The following is a 17,667-nucleotide window of genomic DNA, read 5'->3' on the forward strand; positions in this document are numbered from 1 at the left end:
GCCACGCGCATGCGCGTGGCCCGGCAGTCGGCGTGGTGCGATCAGGCGACCTTGGTCGCCATGTGCTTGAACATGTTGGCGCGGGCCTCGTCGTCCATCTCGGCCTTGAAGGTGAACTTGTCCTTCAGCGCGATCGCGCGGGCCGCCGCCGGCCGTGCCGAGATCTCGTCCACCAGCCGCTTCACGTTGGGATATCGCGCCACGGCGTCGTCGCCCAGCTTGAACGACAGCATCCGTGCCCAGCCCCACAGCGCCATGTCGACGATCGAATAATCGTCGCCGACCATGTATTTGCGGTCCTTGAGGTGAGCGTCGAGGATCCTGTAGTGGCGATCGGTTTCGTACTGGTAGCGGTTATGGGCGTAGTCGTGGTTCTGGTCCTTCGGCGCGAAATGCTTGAAGTGCACCGCCTGGCCGGAATAGGGGCCGACGCCGGTTGCGATGAACATCAGCCATGACAGCGTCTCGCCGCGCACGCCGGCGGCGGGCAGGAATTTGCCGGTCTTCTCGGCGAGATAGAGCAGGATGGCGTTCGAGTCGAACACGATCGTGCCGTTGTCGTCGATCGCCGGCACCTTGCCGTTCGGATTGATCTTCAGATAGTCCGGTGCGAACTGCTCGCCCTTGCGGGTGTCGATCTTGACCGGTTCGAAGGGCAGGCCGGCCTCTTCCAGGAAAAGCGCGACCTTGGTCGGGTTCGGCGAGCCGTTGAAATAGAATTTGAGCATCACACATCTCCCCAGAGTTTTTTGTCGAGGGCAACCGCAGCGCCGTCGCCGCGGGACCGCCTTGTCTTGCCCGAAGCGCGTTGGAGAGGGCAACCGGCGAGTTTGCCGGGCGGTATCTGCGCGGCACGCAGATCAGCCGGCGTAACAAAGGCCGATCGCCGCCGTAAGGACCATCGCCGCGCCGACGGCCTCCAGGCGCAGCCCGAGGCGTGCGGCGAGATGCATCTGGGAAGCCCGCGCCGCGCGCTCCGATCCGCGGGCATAGCCGTGCACGATGATGTCGTGATTGAAATTGTCGTGCGCCTCGTTGCTGCTGGCGAGCCCGACACAGATCACCAGCACGCCGAACAGGGCGAGGCCGAAGAATCCGAGCAGGGCGATCAGGAACATCGGAAACATGCCGATCAGGAAGATCGGCAGCAGCGGCACCAGCAGCAATGTCTCGGACTGTCGACGCATGGGAAGACCGATCAGGACGGGCTGATCGGGGGAGATTAGTCCTGGCTGGCGCGGCATTCAACCACTGACGCCGTCATTTCGGGGCGCGCCTCTTGGCGCGACCCCGGAATCCATTGGGCAGCATGGACGTGGTTGGATGGATTCCGGGTTCACGCTTCGCGTGCCCCGGAATGACGGAGAGGACGCTACTCCGCCGCCATGCCGGCGCGTATCTCGGCGCGGAGCTCGTCGATCAGCTTGAGACCCTTCTTGGTCTCGATGTGCCAGAAGGTCCAGCCGTTGCAGGCCTGGGCGCCTTGCGCCACGGCGCCGATGCGGTGGATCGAGCCGACCTTGTCGCCGAACATGATGGCGCCGTCGGCACGGACCAGCGCGCCGAGCTTCTTCTTGGCGTCGAACAGCTTCGTGCCGGGCATGATCATGCCGCGCTCGATCAGCTCGGAGAACGCCACGCGCGGCGCTTCGCGCGCGGTCATGAACGGGGCGAGGCTTTCCTCCGGCAGCGGCACGACCTTGGCGATGCGCTGCTCCGCGGCCTTCGCGTAGGTCTTGTCGCGCTCGAAGCCGATATAGGAGCGGCCGAGGCGCTTGGCGACGGCGCCGGTGGTGCCGGTGCCGTTGAAGGGGTCGATCACGAGATCGCCGGGCTTTGACGAGGACAGCAGCACGCGCGCGAGCAGGCCTTCCGGCTTCTGCGTCGGATGCACTTTCTTGCCGTCGGCGCCCTTGAGGCGCTCTTCGCCGGTGCAGAGCGGGATCAGCCAGTCGGAGCGTGCCTGCACGTCCTCATTGGCGGCCTTCAGCGTTTCGTAGTTGAACGTGTAGCCCTTGGCCTTCTCGTCACGCGCGGCCCAGATCATGGTCTCGTGCGCGTTGGTGAAGCGGCGGCCGCGGAAGTTCGGCATCGGGTTCGACTTGCGCCACACGATGTCGTTCAGGAGCCAGAAGCCGAGGTCCTGCATGATCGCGCCGACGCGGAAGATGTTGTGATAGGAGCCGATCACCCAGATCGTCGCCGACGGCTTCATCGCACGGCGCGCGGCCAGCAGCCAGGCGCGCGTGAAGTCGTCATAGGCGGAGAACGACTCGAACTTGTCCCAATCGTCGTTGACGGCGTCAACGTGGGATTCGTCGGGGCGCTTGAGATCGCCCTTGAGCTGGAGATTGTAGGGCGGATCTGCGAACACCAGATCGACGCTACCTGCCTGAAGCTTCGACATCTCGGCGACGCAATCGCCGAGGATGATACGATGCGACGGAGACTCAAAATTTGTGCGGGGCGCCCTTGCAGACGCCCCGCGACGCGACTCTACCATGACTCAAGAACTCTGACTCAGGCGACGCTGTCGGCGACGCGGGACCAAACAACCGACTGACCGTTACAATGAAGCGGCAAAGTAAAAATCGACTTAACCCGCCGCTTTCGTGAGCACATCGCGCGACGCGCGTCGCGCGCGATCGCTCGCGCGCATTCATCTTGTTTTTCAGCGTATTTCGCGTTTCGCCGCGTCGCGGGAGTGATCGTGGCGCCAAAAAGGCGTCGATTTTCTCTCGGAAAAAATTGCCAGACCCCGGAAAAAATTGCTCGCCCCGGCATGCTGTCGCACTAGGCAATTTTTGCCGGCCACGATATTGATAAAAGCAACGGAAATTTTACGCCTGTGGCGCGTTGAGCTTTCGCGCTGTTGTGCACGATAAACTGCAATCCGGGACCCGAGGGAAAGCCGCCATGCGTTACGATGACTTCCGCCGCAGCGACGATGTCGAGGATCGTCGCGACGAAGGTGGTGGCGGCTTTGGCGGCGGTGGCGGCGGCGGGTTCGGCCTGCCCATGGGCGGCGGCGGGCTCGGCATCGGCACCATCATCATCCTCGGCCTGGTCGGCTATGCCTTCGGCATCGATCCGCGCATCCTGATCGGCGGCGCCGAGATCCTCACCGGCGGCGGCCAGGCCCCGAGCTACCAGAGCGACCGCCCGTCGTCCCAGGCCAAGCGCGGCGCGCCGACCGACGAGATGGGCAGCATGATCTCCGGCATCCTCGGCGAGATCGACGATCGCTGGAGCGAGATCTTCCAGGCTTCGGGCCAGTCCTACACCGGCCCGAAGGTCGTGCTGTTCCGCAACGTCACCAATGGCGGCCGCTGCGGCAAGGCAGAATCGGCGATGGGGCCGTTCTACTGCCCGCCGGACCGCACCATCTTCCTTGACACCGGCTTTTTCCGCGAGGTCGAGACGCGCTTCCGCGGTTGCTCCGGCAAGTCGGCGTGCAACTTCACCACCGCCTACATCATCGCGCACGAAGCTGGCCATCACATCCAGAACCTGCTCGGCATCATTCCGCGCGTGACGCGGATGCAGCAGCAGGCCGGCAGCAAGGCGGAGGCCAACGCGCTGCAGGTCAAGGTCGAGCTGCAGGCCGACTGCCTGTCCGGCGTCTGGGTCAACCGCGAGGCGAAGAAGCGTCCGAACTTCCTCGAGCCCGGCGACATCGACGCCGCGCTGACCACGGCGACCGCGATCGGCGACGACACGCTGCAGCGCCAGGCGACGGGACGCGTCGTGCCCGATTCCTTCACCCACGGCTCGGCGGCGCAGCGCAAGCAATGGTTCATGACCGGCTACCAGCAGGGCACGGTCCAGGCCTGCAACACGTTCGGTGGCGGGGGATAGTCGTCAAGGTCTCGTGCCCCGGACGCTGCGGGAATTATGATGCGCAATTGTGCGTCTGGGAATCCGGGAGTAGTGGCGTCATCCTGAGGTGCCCGCCTCTTCGGCGGGCCCTGGGGGATGGCGGAGCCCGCGGCCCATCCTTCGAGGCTCGCCCTGCGGTGCGCTTGCACCGCACGGCGCGCACCTCAGGATGACGGCGCTGGGTGGGAAGCAGGAGTGAAATCGTGGCCTCGATCGACGAAACCAAACAGTTCATCCCGCTCAATATCGCGGTGCTCACCGTGTCCGACACGCGCGCGCTCAGCGATGACAAGTCCGGCCAGACGCTGGCCGATCGTCTGGCCGCGGCCGGCCATCATCTCGCCGCGCGCGAGATCGTCACCGACGATGTCGAGGCGATCCGTGCCGTCGTCCGCCGCTGGATCGCGGATAGCGGCGTCGACGTCGTCATCACCACCGGCGGCACCGGCTTCACCGGGCGCGACGTCACGCCGGAGGCGATCGAGCCGTTGTTCGAGAAGCGCATGGACGGTTTTTCCATCGCCTTCCACATGCTGAGCCACGCCAAGATCGGGACGTCCACGATCCAGAGCCGCGCCACCGCGGGTGTCGCCGGCGCCACCTACATCTTCTGCCTGCCGGGCTCGCCCGGCGCCTGCCGCGACGGTTGGGACGGCATCCTGGCGGCCCAGCTCGACTACCGCACGCGCCCCTGCAATTTCGTCGAGATCATGCCGCGGCTGGACGAGCACCTGCGAAGGCCAAAGGCGCAGGGCGCGACGGCGTAGGGCGGATGGTTCTCGGGGAGTGTCTCCGCGTCAATAGTATCGTAGGGTGGGCAAAGCGAAGCGTGCCCACGATCTCTGTCCGTAACGCACGGTCCGTGGCACGGCGCTGATGCGACTTTTTTCACTCGACGATTTTGACGAGTAGCGACAGCTCTACAGATCCCGCTCCCACGTCTCCCCGACGAGATCGGCACCGAAGCTGTGGTGCTTCTCCTCCTTCACCAGTTCGAAGCCGGCGCTCTTGTAGATGCCGCGTGCGGCGACCAGGATGCTCTGCGTCCACAGCGTCATCCTCTTGTAGCCTCGCTCGCGCGCGCCCTGCATGCATTGCTCGACCAGCGCGCGGCCGACGCCGAGGCCCCGCGCTTTCTTCTCCACCTGCAACAGGCGCAGCTTGGCGATCTCGTCGGTGGCCTTGACCAGGAAGACCGAGCCGACCGGCTCGCCGCCGATTTCCGCGATCCAGCAATGCTCGCGCGCGGCGTCGTAATTCCTGATGAACTGCGCGCAGATCTCGGCGACCAGCGCCTCGTAGCTGGCGTCCCAATTGTAGTCCGCGGCATAGGCGATGCCCTGTCGGGACGTCACCCACCCCATGTCGCCGACGCGATGGCTGCGCAGCATGAAAGCCGCGGGCCGGCTTTGTTGCGGCTCCAGCACGGTCTCGATGGTCGCCATGGCCCGCGTCAGCTGCGCTGCATCATCGGGCGAAAGCTGCGCCAGCATCGCCGCGACCTCGTTCTGCGAGCTCGCGTTCAGCTTCGCGAAGGTCTGGCGGCCCTTGGCGGTGAGACTGAGCTGATATTGCCTGCGGTCGGCGGGGAGGGGCTTTCGCGTGATCAACCCCTTTTCGTCGAAGTTTTGGACAATGCGGCTGAGATAGCCGGGGTCGAGACCAAGCTCGTTGCCGATCTCCTTGGCCGCGAGATCGTCGCGATGGGCGAGCTCGTAGAGCACCCGGGCTTCGCTCAGCGAAAACGGGGTCTTGCCGAGGTGCTGGTCGAGTACCCCCAGCTTGCGGGTATAGAAGCGGTTGAAGGCGCGGACGGCGGCGATCTGGTCGTCGGTTGCTTCGAATGGCATGGGACACCTCGATACTTGCCATTGTCAAATAATTATTTGACTTTGGCAAGTATCTGGTCGGCTCACCCGACCATGACGATCCGGCTGCGCAGCATGGTCCGGGACGAGCGGCCGAGCCGCCGGAGCAGCCGCGCCTCGGAGCGGCGGGCCTGCGGTGGGTAGCCGCCGATCCGGTCGTAATGATCGCGCGCGATCAGGAGCCCCTGGTCGCCGAGGGGGCCGACGAGCCTGCGCGCCACGGCCCGGAGGATGTCGCGCAATCCGGTATCGGCGTAAGGGGAGCGCGCATAGCGGAACACCGCGGCCCGATCCCGGCCGCTGGTTGCGACGGCCTGGATGAATTGGGTGGTTTCGTCGATCCAGCCGGTGTCCAGCACCGCACCGGCGGGCAGGAACATCAGCCACGGCGAACGCGCCTGGAGCGCGCCGGCGGCGAGCGCCGCGCCTTGGGAGGAGCCCTCGAAGCCGACGAACCGGCAGCCTGCGACGTCGGCGACCCGCTCGATGACGCCGTTGCGGGTGCCGTCCACCAACAGCACCTCCCGGATGAGGCCGGCAGCGGCGCCGGGCACCAGCGCGGCCAGGGTTGCCACCGCCGTCTGCTCGACACCTTCAGTCGGAATGATGACGCTCAGCATGCTCGAGGCTTCAGTGTCCGCATTTCGGGAGACGCGTCGCGCGTCATGAGGCAGTCATAGACCCGTAGCATTGCCGTCGGCAACTTTCCGGCGGCGCTTTCGGCGTGCGATGGTAAACCGCGGTCCTCATCGCAGCCAATTGTGTCACGGGCAGGCTGGCAATGTTGCCGAATGTTTCGGCACGAGCTCATCCCGAGCGAATTGACCGTAATTCCACGGCGATGCGCATGGGCAGTCTCTCGCCAAAGTGGATGCAGCGTGCAGGAAAGGCCGGACAGATGCGTGATCCCAATGCCGGGGGAGGCCCCATATGAATGCAGATCAACTCGCCGTTGGCACGGTGCCAACATCGCCGAAGCCGGGGGCTGTGCCGACCTTGCGGATCCGCGCGCTTATGCTGGGCGACCGCATCAACCCTTCCGGCCTCGAGATCGGCACGTTGGTGTCCTCGACGCCGGCCGCCTTCCGTGTCCATGCAGGTCTTGCCGTAATCTTCCGCTACGGCGTCGTCGTGCTGATCGGACTGCTTCCGTCCGAAGAGAAGGTGTTGATCGACAACCTGAAGTCACGCGTGACCGCAGAGCTCAGCCCGTATGAGGAGGAGATCGCCCAGGCGCAGCTCTGCAACGACGAAGCCGCCGAGGCGATCCAGCCGGGCGGTCCAATCTGTCTCGCCAAATTCTCGGACGAGCGGCTGCTGCTGGTTGCGGACGCGCTCGCCAAGAGCACGTCGCTGGCGCGCGACGAGCGCCGCGTCGCCGCGGTGTTCGACGTGATCGAGCCCTTTGCGCGCGAGCTCGCCGAACACGGCCGCACCCCGCGTCGGCGCAAGGGCATTCTGCGACTGATCGGAAATGCACTACTGGTGCAGCAGCGCGTCGCCGGCCGCGTCGCGATCGCCGAGAAGCCCGACGTGCTCTGGGAAAAGCCCGAGCTCGATCGCCTCTATTCCCGCCTCGAGGACGAGTACGAGTTGAAGGAACGCCTCGACACGCTCGAGCGCAAGCTCTCGGCGGTGTCGGAGACCGCCAACGCCCTGACCGACATCATCGACACCCAGCGCTCGCTGCGTCTGGAGATCGCGGTCGTGGTCCTGATCGTGATCGAGGTCGCGATCGGGTGCTTTCAGATCTTTGCCGGCATTCACTGAGTTGCGGTCGCGTGACTGCCATGATGGCCTTGCGTCTGCCACGCCGCGATTTCGGCCAGCTCCGCTTCGGGCCGGGTCCGGATCGTCTCGCAGCGTCCGAGATAAAGCTCACCCGTGTCGCCTTCGATCGTAATCCAATCCCCTTCGGCAAAGCCGAGATCGCCGATCTGGGCCCGCTTTGCGACAGGATCGATCTTCAACTCGCGGCAGCCGACCACGCAGGGCTTGTCCATCTGCCGCGCCACCAGGGCTGCATGCGAGGTGCGTGCACCGACTGACGTGACGATGCCCGCCGACAAGGCAAAGCCTGCGACGTCGGCCGTGCTGGTGTCGGGACGAAGCAGGATGACCGGCTCGCCCGCTGCCGACAGGCTCTGAGCGCTTTCGGACGAGAACGCCGCGCGTCCGATCCCGATGCCGCCGGAGGCGCCGATGCCGGTCGTCGCGGGCTTGCCGGAGGACACCAGTCTGGTTTCGGTGAGTGAGGCGAGGTCGATCCCCGCAATCCGTCCCAATGCCTCCTCTTTCGAGATCAGGCCTTCATGCACGAGGTCGATCGCGATCCTGACGGCGGCCCGTGGCGTGCGCTTGGCGGTGCGGGTCTGGAGGATCCAGAGCCGGCCATTCTCGACCGTGAATTCGACGTCCTGAACGTCGGCGAAGGCATGCTCGAGCCGTCTCAGGACATCGCCAAGCTCCGCTTCGAGCTTCGGCAGCTCGCGAGCAATGGCCTCGGCGGTGTCAGGCGCGCGCCTTCCGGAAACCACGTCCTCCCCTTGCGCGTCGAGCACGAGGTCGATCATCGGGCGGGGGGCGCCCGTCGACGGATCGCGCGAGAATGCCACGCCGGCGCCAGAGGCAAGACCGCCATTGCCGAACACCATCGCCTGTACGGTGACGGCGGTGCCCTCGAGCGTTTCGAGGTGCTGCAGGTTTCGATAAGTCTGCGCACGCTCGCTCATCCAGGAGCGATAGACCGCTTGGGCTGCCGCCTCCAACTGCGCGAAGGCATCCTCCAGGGAGCCATCGGCGCGATCCTCGATCAGCGACTGCTCGCGGCCGGCGAGCCGCTCGAGCGCCTCACTGTCGAGCTCGCGGTCGCTGCCGGCGTCCTCGGTCGCGACGAGCTCGGAGATGTGCGTTGCAAATTCGACCTGGTCGCGCTTGAGCACGGTCTCGCCGAAGCTCTCCAGGAAGCGGCGCCGGCAATCCCAGGCGAGCCGTGGCCGGCCGGTCGCACGGATCAGGCCATGCACGGCATCCAGCGTGCAGCCGACATTGAGAACGGTGTCGAGCATGCCCGGCATCGACCGCGCCGCACCCGAGCGCACCGACACCAGAAGCGGCCGCCGGCGGTCGCCAAAGCGCCTTCCGGTGATGGTCTCCAGGAACGAGATCCCTTGCTCCAGGCCGTCACGTAAATGCCGCGCGGCGTGGGCATGGCCGGCAACGATGTCCGCGCAGAGCTTGACCGGGAGCACGAAGGCAGGCGGCACCGGCAGGCCCAGGGCCGCCATGCGGGCGAGGTTGGCGGCCTTGGCGCCGATCTCTTCGGCGGGCCGCAATTCGGAGGCTTCAGCGCCGATACGCACGATATGCATGGTGGCTTCCTCAGGCTGCGAGATCGATCATGATGTGACGGCGGAGCAGATGGCCGAACGCGGCGAAGCGGTCGGTGGCGCGTTCGACGGCGCGGGCGAGCTCGATCACCGACAGCGAGGTCGCGACGTCGAAGCCGCCGCCGAAGACCAGTGCAGTCGTCGCGCGCTCGCGGTTGTCCGCGGCGTGTTCGGCATCGATCAGGCGGGTCACGGCGGCGAGAGCATCCTCGGAATCGGCGTGCCGTCCTTCCGGCACGTCGATCGCGGCGGCGACGCCGCTCGCGGCGACCTCGGTCGCGGTCTCTGCCACGGCGCAAAGCTCTGCCAATGCCGCCAGCAGGGACGGATCGGTTCTTTCCGGCATCAGCGAGGCGATGAAGGCGGCCTGTTCCAGCTCGTCGACGGCTTCCTCGGCACGATCGATCAGTTGCCCGATCAGCGGTCGCGCATTGAGGCGGTCGACCTCGTTGCGGCCCTCGAATGCGATTCTGTCGGCCTTTTGCTCGATCATGCCGCAGCGCCGCGTCAGCTGGGTGGCGTCGGCGGGCCGGCCGGAGCGCAAGGCTGCGATATGACGCGAGATCGCCGCGACGAGATCGTGGGCGAGACCGATTTGACGCAGCACCGCCGCCAGCAAAGCTCCGTCAACGCGATCCAGATGCCGCATCAGATCTGCTTCGATCTGGTCGCGCACCGTCCTGACCGAGCGGCCCGCGATCAATGCCTCGGTGGAAGCGCGCAGCGAAGCCTTCAGAAAATCGATTGCGGCGCTGCGGCCGAGCGCCTGGTCGAGCCGCTCGCCGAAGCCGATCCGCGCCGGGGCGGCGTTCCGAACCGCAGAGCCCAGCAGATCGTTGCCGCCGAGTTCGAGAAAACCACGATGGCCGATCCGCTGACGCGCGCCCCATTCCAGTATGTGCACCGCGTCGTCCTTGGCAACCCAGGTCCTGAGCAGCTTGCGTGCCTTGTTCCAGTCGATCAGAAAGACCAGCGCGGCACCCACCGCCGCGAGGAATTCGTTACGATCGGCGGCGTGTCCGGGCTGGTATTGGCCGGTGACGAGATAGAAGGAATTGTCGTCTCCGAGGCCCGCGGCGGTGTGACGATCGAGGCCGCTCCAATTCGCCTCGAACTTGTCGAACAGCGAGATGAAGAATTTCGCGCGCGCCAGATGCACGTCGGTGTAGGTCACCGTGACCGCGTTCTTCTTCACCGTGATCACGACGACATGAGCGTCCGTGGTGCCGATGTCGTTCTGGATCAGCAGCCGGCCGTCGGTTCGCGTGGCCATCGTGTCGAGGCCGGGGTGATTGAACTTGAGACCGCGCGTCGCGTTCAGACCCTTCATGAAAGCGGCGACCGCCGTCCGGTCCTCGCTGTGCAGACCGAAGACATGGGCGCCGTCGAGCGTTTCTTCCGCGCAACTCGTTGCGAGCCTGTTGAGCTGCTTGTGCAGATCCATGACGAGGCGATGCAGGCTGTCGCCGCCCGCATCCGCGACCCCCGTCAGACGCGCAATGTGGGACAGAGCGATCTCGCTTTTGGGCTCGAGCAGGCCGGCCGCGCGGATCGCCTCGAGGCGCGTCTGCGCTCTCTCGCCTTCGCTCGCTGCGCCGGCGCCGACGGCGCGGATCATGGTCGCCGCATCGTCCGCGATCTCCTGCATCAGCTTCGCCAGTTCGGGCGCCGCGAGCCGGCCGTGACTGATCAGATGGGCTCCGCCGATCAGTGTCGCGATGACGGTGGGAGCAATGCCCGCCGTCTGGCTTTCGACGGCAAGGTCACTCGCGGGCCGGCCAGGATCCTGCGCATGCTGTGCCGCCGCCTGCAATGCACTCATCCGCACCTTGATGCGATCGTTGGCGGCGAGCCCTTCCGCGATCAGCGCGGGCAACAGGATGCCGCCTTGTCCGAGCTCTTCGATGATGTGGGTCTTCATGATCTGTCCGCTCGATGATTGATGCGGCACCTATGCCACGAGACTTTGACGGTCTCGTTGCGGCAGATCATTCATAAAAATGTCACGTGATGTGACGTCCGCCGATCAGGGCAGCGCAGTGCCGCGCGATCGTCAGCTCTTCATTGGTTGGGATCACGAGCACATCGACGGCGCTGTCGTCGGCATTGATCCGCTCGCGCGCCGCGTCATTCGCCGCCGCATCGATCCGCACGCCGAGCCAGCCGAGCCGCTCGCCGATCGCGCTGCGGATCTCCTTGGCATGCTCGCCGATGCCGCCGGTGAAGACCAGGCCGTCGAACCCTCCAAGCGTCGTCGCCATCATCGCGATCGCTTGCGCCGCGCGGAAGGTGAAGAGATCGACCGCCTCCCGCGCCGCGGCCTCGCCGCTCGCCAGCAGGGTGCGCATGTCGGCGGAGAGGCCGGAGACGCCGAGGAGGCCGGACTCGTGATAGAGCAGATGCTGGACGTCTTCGAGCGACATCCTCTCGTGCTGTTGCAGATAGAGCAGCACGCCGGGATCGATCGTGCCTGAGCGTGTGCCCATCACGAGACCGTCGAGCGGCGTCAGCCCCATCGTGGTGTCGACGCTGCGGCCGTGGCGCAATGCGCACAGGCTGGCGCCGTTGCCGAGATGCGCGATCACGGTGCGCTTAGCGACGAGCTCCGGCGCGATCTCTCCAAGGCGGCCTGCGACATATTCGAAGGAGAGGCCGTGAAAGCCGTAGCGGCGGAGACCGCGCGCCTCGAAACGCCGCGGAATCGCAAAGCGGCTCGCGGGCGGCGCGAGGCCGTGGTGGAAAGCGGTGTCGAAACAGGCGATCTGCGTCAGCGCGGGCCGGATCGCCGCGAGCGTGCGGACCGGCGCGAGGCAGCGGGGCTGGTGCAGCGGCGCCAGCGGCGTCAAGGCTTCGAGCTTCGCGGTGACCTCGTCCGTCAACACGACAGGACCTGAATAATCCGGTCCGCCGTGAACGATGCGGTGGCCGACGGCGCGCAGGCTGCGTTCGCCAAACCGCTCCTCGATGAAGGCGAGCACATCGGCGAACAGATGGCTGCCTTCGGCATCCGCCGCGTCGCTTCGCGTCTCGAACAGGTCTTCGCCCGAAGGACTGCGCACCACGAGCCGGGGCTTGGCCTCGTGCTCGTCGAGCAGGCCCTTGCAGAGCAGGCTGGGCTCGGTCGCCGAAATATCGAACAGGCCGAACTTGATGCTCGACGATCCCGAATTGAGGACGAGGACCGTGTCCGCCATGGCTAGTCGCCGGCTCCGGCCGGGGTGTTGCCGCCGGAGCTGTTGGGCCAGACCCAACCCAGGATCTCCGGCATGTCCTCGCCGTATTCCCTCACATAGCGCGAATGCTCGATCAGCTTGTCGCGGAATTGCTGTTTGGCCTGCGCGGCCCTGGTCGCAAGCCCGGGCACGCGATCGATCACCTCGATCGCGAGGTGATAGCGGTCGAGCTCGTTGAGCACGACCATGTCAAACGGCGTCGTCGTGGTGCCTTCCTCGGCAAAGCCGCGCACATGCATGCCGGCATGGTTGGTGCGGTTATAGGTCAGCCGATGGATGAGATAAGGATAGCCGTGATAGGCGAAGATCACGGGCTTGTCCGTCGTGAACAGGCTGTCGAAGTCGCGGTCGGACAGGCCGTGCGGATGCTGCTCCTTCGGTTGCAGCGTCATGAGATCGACGACGTTGACGACGCGGATCTTCAGGTCCGGCAGCGCCTTGCGCAGCAGATCGACGGCGGCGAGCGTCTCCAGCGTTGGCACGTCGCCGGCGCAGGCCATCACCACGTCGGGCTCGCCGCCTGCGTCCTCGGTGCCGGCCCAACCCCAGATGCCGATGCCGGCATCGCAATGTGTGGCGGCGTCCTGCATCGACAGCCATTGCGGCGCCGGCTGTTTGCCGGCGACGATGACATTGACGCGATTGTAGGTCCGCAGGCAGTGATCGGCGATCCACAGCAGCGTGTTGGCGTCTGGCGGGAAGTAGATGCGGACGATGTCGGCCTTTTTGTTGGCGACGAGATCGACGAAGCCGGGGTCCTGATGGCTGAAGCCGTTATGGTCCTGCCGCCAGACATGCGAGGTCAGGAGATAGTTGAGCGAGGCGATCGGGCGCCGCCATGGCAGATGCCGCGTCACCTTCAGCCATTTGGCGTGCTGGTTGAACATGGAATCGATGATGTGGATGAAGGCCTCGTAGCACGAGAAGAAGCCGTGCCGGCCGGTGAGCAGATAGCCCTCGAGCCAGCCCTGGCAGAGATGCTCGCTCAAGACCTCCATGACGCGGCCGTCTTGCGCCAGATGCACGTCGTAAGGTTCGATCGGCTCCATCCAGACCCGCTCGGTCTCCTCGAACACCGCGTCCAGCCGGTTCGACGCGGTCTCGTCCGGCCCCATGATGCGGAAGTTGCGTTCCCCGGCGTTGAGGCGGATGACGTCGCGCAGGAATTTGCCGAGCTCGCGCGTCGCTTCCGCGGTGACGCCGCCGGGCTTTGGCACCTTCACGGCGAAGCTGCGGAAGTCCGGCAGCTTCAGCTCCTTTCTGAGCAGGCCGCCATTGGCATGCGGATTGGCGCCCATGCGCCTGGTGCCGTCGGGCGCCAGCGCCTGCAGCTCGGGAATGAGCGCGCCGCTCGCGTCGAACAGTTTTTCCGGCTCGTAGCTGCGCATCCAGTCTTCGAGCACCTTTAAATGCGCGGGGTTTTCACGACAGCCCGCGACCGGCACCTGGTGCGCGCGCCAAAAACCTTCGACCTTCTTGCCGTCGACTTCTTTCGGGCCGGTCCAGCCTTTCGGGCTGCGCAGCACGATCATCGGCCAGCGCGGCCGCTCGATGCTTGTCCGTCCGTCGCGGGCGTGCTGCTGGATCGAACGGATGCTGGCGAACGCGACATCGAGCGCATCCGCCATGGCCTGGTGCATCAATCCGGGATCGTCGCCCTCGACGAACAGCGGCTCGTGGCCGAAGCCGCGGAAGAGATCGCGGATTTCCGCATCTTTCATCCGCCCCAGCACGGTCGGATTGGCGATCTTGTAGCCATTGAGATGCAGGATCGGCAGCACGGCGCCGTCATGCGCAGGGTTCAGGAACTTGTTGGAGTGCCAGGACGCCGCGAGTGGGCCGGTCTCTGCTTCGCCATCGCCGACCACGCAGGCAACGATCAGATCAGGATTGTCCAGCGCCGCGCCATAGGCATGCACCAGCGCGTAGCCGAGCTCGCCGCCCTCGTGGATCGAGCCGGGCGTCTCCGGCGCCGCGTGGCTTGGAATGCCGCCGGGGAACGAGAACTGCCTGAACAGCTTGCGCATGCCGTCCGCATCGCGCGCGATATCAGGGTAGATCTCGCTATAGCTGCCTTCCAGATAGGTGTTGGCGACCATGCCGGGCCCGCCGTGGCCGGGACCGCAGACATAGAGCACGCTGACATCCAGTGCGCGAATGACGCGGTTGAGATGAGCGTAGATGAAGTTCAGGCCGGGCGTCGTGCCCCAATGGCCGAGCAAGCGCGGCTTGATGTGCTCGGCGCGCAAGGGCTCGCGCAGCAGCGGGTTGTCGAGCAGGTAGATTTGCCCGACGGAGAGGTAGTTCGCGGCGCGCCAATAGCGATCGAGGAGTTCGAGGTCGCTGTGTCCTGAGGCCGATTGTTGTTGATTCGTCATGTTCCTGCTGACCTTCACCCAGCGATCGTCACCAACATTGTTCCGCGACGATCGATCCCTGATCCGCATCAAACGAAATGGTTGCGACGGGCGTGTTGCGTGAGGTCAAAGGACCCCGCCCGAAATTTGGGCGGGCTACTTTGCATGGGGGTTGTTTTCGAGTTTTTCGTTTGTGTTCTTGATTTGTTCCATTTGCGTGCTATCTTGCCTGCATGAGTCCAGCAGCATCCTCTCATGCTCTCAAGCACCCGCCGGTCAAGGCGCCCTCCGAGCCGGCGGGTGTGGACTCTGACTTTCCGGCCGATTTTCCAGAACTTGGCGTCGCCATCGACCGGGCGCGCCGGCGAGGGCGCGGAGCCCAGTCCAATGCCAGCGGCCGCTATGAGGCCGAGGCCCGCGTCGCCTTCGACGACGGCTGGCAGAGCCTGGAAGAGCTGCCGCCGTTCAAGACCTCCGTCGCGGTCGATACCTCGCGCAAGGTGATCACGCGCAACGATTCCCCCGACATCGGCTTCGACCGCTCGATCAATCCCTATCGCGGCTGCGAGCATGGCTGCGTCTATTGCTTCGCGCGGCCGACCCACGCCTATCTCGGCCTGTCGCCGGGACTGGACTTCGAATCGAAGCTGTTCGTGAAGCCGGAGGCGCCGGCGCTGCTCGAGAAGGAGCTCGCCGCACCCGGTTACGAGCCGCGGATGATCGCGATCGGCACCAACACCGATCCCTATCAGCCGATCGAGCGCGAGCGCAAAATCATGCGCGGCATTCTCGAAGTGCTGGAGCGTGCCGGCCATCCCGTCGGCATCGTCACCAAATCGGCGTTGGTGGTGCGCGACATCGACATTCTCCAGCGCATGGCCAAGCGCAACCTCGCCAAGGTCGGGATATCGGTCACCTCGCTCGATCCGAAGCTGGCGCGCACCATGGAGCCGCGGGCCTCGACGCCGACGAAGCGGCTGGAGGCGCTGAAGCAGCTCTCGGACGCCGGCATTCCCACCACCGTGATGGTCGCGCCCGTGATCCCCGCGCTGAACGATTCCGAGATCGAGCGCATCCTCGATGCCGCCGCCCATGCCGGCGTCGGGGAAGCCTCCTATGTGCTGCTGCGGCTGCCGCTGGAGGTGCGCGACCTCTTCCGCGAATGGCTGATGGCGAATTATCCGGACCGCTATCGCCACGTCTTCACCCTGATCCGCGACATGCGCGGCGGCCGCGACTACGACGCCAAATGGGGCGAGCGGATGAAGGGCACGGGACCGATGGCCTGGACCATCGGCCGCCGCTTCGAGATCGCCTGCGAGCGGCTCGGGCTCAACAAGCGGCGCTCCAGGCTGACGACGGATCATTTTGCGCGGCCGAAGCGGAACGGCGATCAGCTCAGTCTGTTCTGAGCGAAAGTGGAAGAGGCGTTGCATGGTCAAGGAACTTCATCCGCCGGTCCCCCGGCTCACCGTTATCACCCTGGGTGTAAGCGACATCCGCGCCAGCATCGCCTTCTACGACGCGCTCGGTTTTTCGCGCCGGCTGAAAGCGACTGGCGAGGCGGTGGCGTTCTACGATACCGGCGGTCCGGTGCTCGCGCTGTTTCCCTGGGATCAGCTCGCCGCCGATGCCAGGCTGCCTGACGATCCCAGGCCGGCGACCTTCCGCGGCATGACGCTCGCATGGAACTGCGCCACGCGCGAGGAGGTCGATGCCGTGCTGGCCTTCGCGCTCGGCAAGGGCGCAAGGCTGCTGAAGCCCGCGCACGAGACCGATTACGGCGGCTATTCCGGTTATTTCACCGACCCTGACGGCCATCCCTGGGAGGTCGTGGTCGCGCCGGGCATCGAGGTCGGCGAGGACCGGCGGGTGCATCTGGCGGAGTAGGGCGGCGGCCTGAATAGCGGGAATTGCGCCTGGTTCCCGGTTGCGCCGGCAAGGCTGCTTGCGCACGATCCCGGCCATGATTCGGGACAAGTCCGCGACGAAACCAGCCAAAGGCGCGCCCAGGAAGGACGCTGCCAAGAAGGACGCCGCCAAGAAGGCTGCGCCCGCCAAGGCGGCGAAAGCGGCTGCGGGCAAGACGTCGAAAGCTCCCGCCGCGAAGAAGGGCATCATCGCCGTCGCATCCCCCAGCTTCCGCCGCGAGCGCGCGCTGATCAAGCGCGGCATCTGGCCGGTCGCCGGCTGCGACGAGGCCGGCCGCGGACCGCTCGCAGGCCCGGTGGTGGCGGCCGCCGTGATTCTCGATCCCGACCGCATCCCGCGCGGCATTGACGATTCCAAGCGCCTGACGGCCGAGGAGCGCGAAAAGCTGTTCGACAGGATCTGCGCCACCGCACAGGTCTCGGTCGCTGTCGCCTCGCGCGCGCGAATCGACCGCGACAATATATTGAGGGCCTCGCTCTGGGCGCTGAAGCGCGCCGTGGTGGCGCTGCCCGAGGCGCCCCGCCACGTCTTCGTCGACGGCCGCGACCGGCTCGATACGGCGTGCGATTGCGAGGCGGTGATCGGCGGCGACGGTATCGTGCTCTCGATCGCGGCGGCCTCCATCGTCGCCAAGGTGACGCGCGACCGCTTGATGTGCGCGCTGGCACAGGACTGCCCGGGCTACGGCTTCGAGCAGCACAAGGGCTACGGCGTCCCCGATCATCTCGATGCGCTCAACCGCCTCGGTCCCACCGTCCACCACCGCAGCTTCTTCGCCCCCGTCGCGGCCGCACGCGCCAAGCACATGCCCTGGACCGTCGCGCCGGTGCCCGATCTGTTTGCGGTCACCGAGGTGCAGGTGGAAGCAGTCGTCGAGGTCGACGCTTCGGTTGGGCTCTAGGGTCTAGCCCCCGCAGTTTCCGAATCGTCATGGCCGGGCTTGACCCGGCCATCCACGTCTTGGCCGCTCGCTCCGAAGAACGTGGATGCCCGGGACAAGCCCGGGCAT

15 protein-coding genes are annotated in these 17,667 nt (G+C 65.8%); 6 read left to right on the forward strand and 9 right to left on the reverse strand.

Annotation, left to right across the window (positions count from 1 at the left end):
• Positions 1–41: 41 nt before the first annotated feature.
• The 3 genes from QRQ56_RS16875 to QRQ56_RS16885 form a co-directional block, all read right to left on the reverse strand.
• Positions 42–728 (reverse strand): glutathione S-transferase family protein, encoded by a 687-nt coding sequence (locus QRQ56_RS16875; RefSeq protein WP_438741657.1) that lies wholly within the window; start codon positions 726–728, stop codon positions 42–44.
• 132 nt (positions 729–860) lie between these two features.
• A complete protein-coding gene (locus QRQ56_RS16880; protein ID WP_438741658.1) occupies positions 861–1,187 on the reverse strand; it encodes a hypothetical protein in 327 nt (108 codons plus the stop codon).
• Between the two features lie 185 nt (positions 1,188–1,372).
• Positions 1,373–2,503, reverse strand: a complete 1,131-nt coding sequence (locus QRQ56_RS16885) for a site-specific DNA-methyltransferase (RefSeq protein ID WP_438741659.1) — start codon at positions 2,501–2,503, stop codon at positions 1,373–1,375.
• A 413-nt stretch (positions 2,504–2,916) separates the two neighbouring features.
• On the opposite strand from QRQ56_RS16885, the gene ypfJ reads away from it, so the two are divergent.
• Entirely contained in the window at positions 2,917–3,858 is a 942-nt protein-coding gene (gene ypfJ, locus QRQ56_RS16890) for a KPN_02809 family neutral zinc metallopeptidase (protein ID WP_438741661.1), read from the forward strand.
• A 224-nt stretch (positions 3,859–4,082) separates the two neighbouring features.
• Positions 4,083–4,646, forward strand: a complete 564-nt coding sequence (gene moaB / locus QRQ56_RS16895) for a molybdenum cofactor biosynthesis protein B (protein ID WP_438741662.1) — start codon at positions 4,083–4,085, stop codon at positions 4,644–4,646.
• Between the two features lie 153 nt (positions 4,647–4,799).
• Here the strand turns inward: moaB and QRQ56_RS16900 are convergent, their stop codons facing one another.
• Together QRQ56_RS16900 and QRQ56_RS16905 are read right to left on the reverse strand one after the other, a co-directional pair.
• Positions 4,800–5,729, reverse strand: coding sequence for a bifunctional helix-turn-helix transcriptional regulator/GNAT family N-acetyltransferase (locus QRQ56_RS16900; protein WP_438741663.1), 930 nt, complete (start codon positions 5,727–5,729; stop codon positions 4,800–4,802).
• 62 nt (positions 5,730–5,791) lie between these two features.
• Positions 5,792–6,367, reverse strand: a complete 576-nt coding sequence (locus QRQ56_RS16905; RefSeq protein WP_438741664.1) for a glycosyl transferase — start codon at positions 6,365–6,367, stop codon at positions 5,792–5,794.
• A gap of 310 nt (positions 6,368–6,677) precedes the next feature.
• Here QRQ56_RS16905 and QRQ56_RS16910 point away from each other — a divergent pair, with 310 nt between their 5' ends.
• Positions 6,678–7,517 (forward strand): RMD1 family protein, encoded by an 840-nt coding sequence (locus QRQ56_RS16910; protein WP_438741665.1) that lies wholly within the window; start codon positions 6,678–6,680, stop codon positions 7,515–7,517.
• On the opposite strand, the gene QRQ56_RS16915 is transcribed toward QRQ56_RS16910, so the two are convergent.
• The 4 genes from QRQ56_RS16915 to QRQ56_RS16930 all read right to left on the reverse strand — a co-directional run bounded on the left by QRQ56_RS16915 (position 7,511) and on the right by QRQ56_RS16930 (position 14,747).
• Positions 7,511–9,118, reverse strand: a complete 1,608-nt coding sequence (locus QRQ56_RS16915; protein ID WP_438741666.1) for a PEP/pyruvate-binding domain-containing protein — start codon at positions 9,116–9,118, stop codon at positions 7,511–7,513. The two genes, QRQ56_RS16910 and QRQ56_RS16915, sit on opposite strands and share 7 nt — an antisense overlap.
• 10 nt (positions 9,119–9,128) lie before the next feature.
• Complete coding sequence (locus QRQ56_RS16920) at positions 9,129–11,057, reverse strand: hypothetical protein (protein ID WP_438741667.1); 1,929 nt, start codon at positions 11,055–11,057, stop codon at positions 9,129–9,131.
• Positions 11,058–11,139: 82 nt separating this feature from the next.
• Positions 11,140–12,330, reverse strand: coding sequence for an acetate/propionate family kinase (locus tag QRQ56_RS16925; RefSeq protein WP_438741668.1), 1,191 nt, complete (start codon positions 12,328–12,330; stop codon positions 11,140–11,142).
• A 2-nt stretch (positions 12,331–12,332) separates the two neighbouring features.
• Positions 12,333–14,747 (reverse strand): phosphoketolase family protein, encoded by a 2,415-nt coding sequence (locus QRQ56_RS16930; RefSeq protein WP_438741669.1) that lies wholly within the window; start codon positions 14,745–14,747, stop codon positions 12,333–12,335.
• 212 nt (positions 14,748–14,959) lie between these two features.
• On the opposite strand from QRQ56_RS16930, the gene QRQ56_RS16935 reads away from it, so the two are divergent.
• The 3 genes from QRQ56_RS16935 to QRQ56_RS16945 all read left to right on the forward strand — a co-directional run bounded on the left by QRQ56_RS16935 (position 14,960) and on the right by QRQ56_RS16945 (position 17,559).
• Entirely contained in the window at positions 14,960–16,138 is a 1,179-nt protein-coding gene (locus QRQ56_RS16935) for a PA0069 family radical SAM protein (RefSeq protein ID WP_438741670.1), read from the forward strand.
• A 22-nt stretch (positions 16,139–16,160) separates the two neighbouring features.
• Entirely contained in the window at positions 16,161–16,616 is a 456-nt protein-coding gene (locus QRQ56_RS16940) for a VOC family protein (RefSeq protein WP_438741671.1), read from the forward strand.
• Positions 16,617–16,692: 76 nt separating this feature from the next.
• Positions 16,693–17,559 (forward strand): ribonuclease HII, encoded by an 867-nt coding sequence (locus QRQ56_RS16945; protein ID WP_438741672.1) that lies wholly within the window; start codon positions 16,693–16,695, stop codon positions 17,557–17,559.
• Positions 17,560–17,667 lie beyond the last annotated feature (108 nt).

The sequence above is a fragment of the Bradyrhizobium sp. U531 genome, assembly GCF_051710265.1.
Lineage (GTDB): Bacteria > Pseudomonadota > Alphaproteobacteria > Rhizobiales > Xanthobacteraceae > Bradyrhizobium.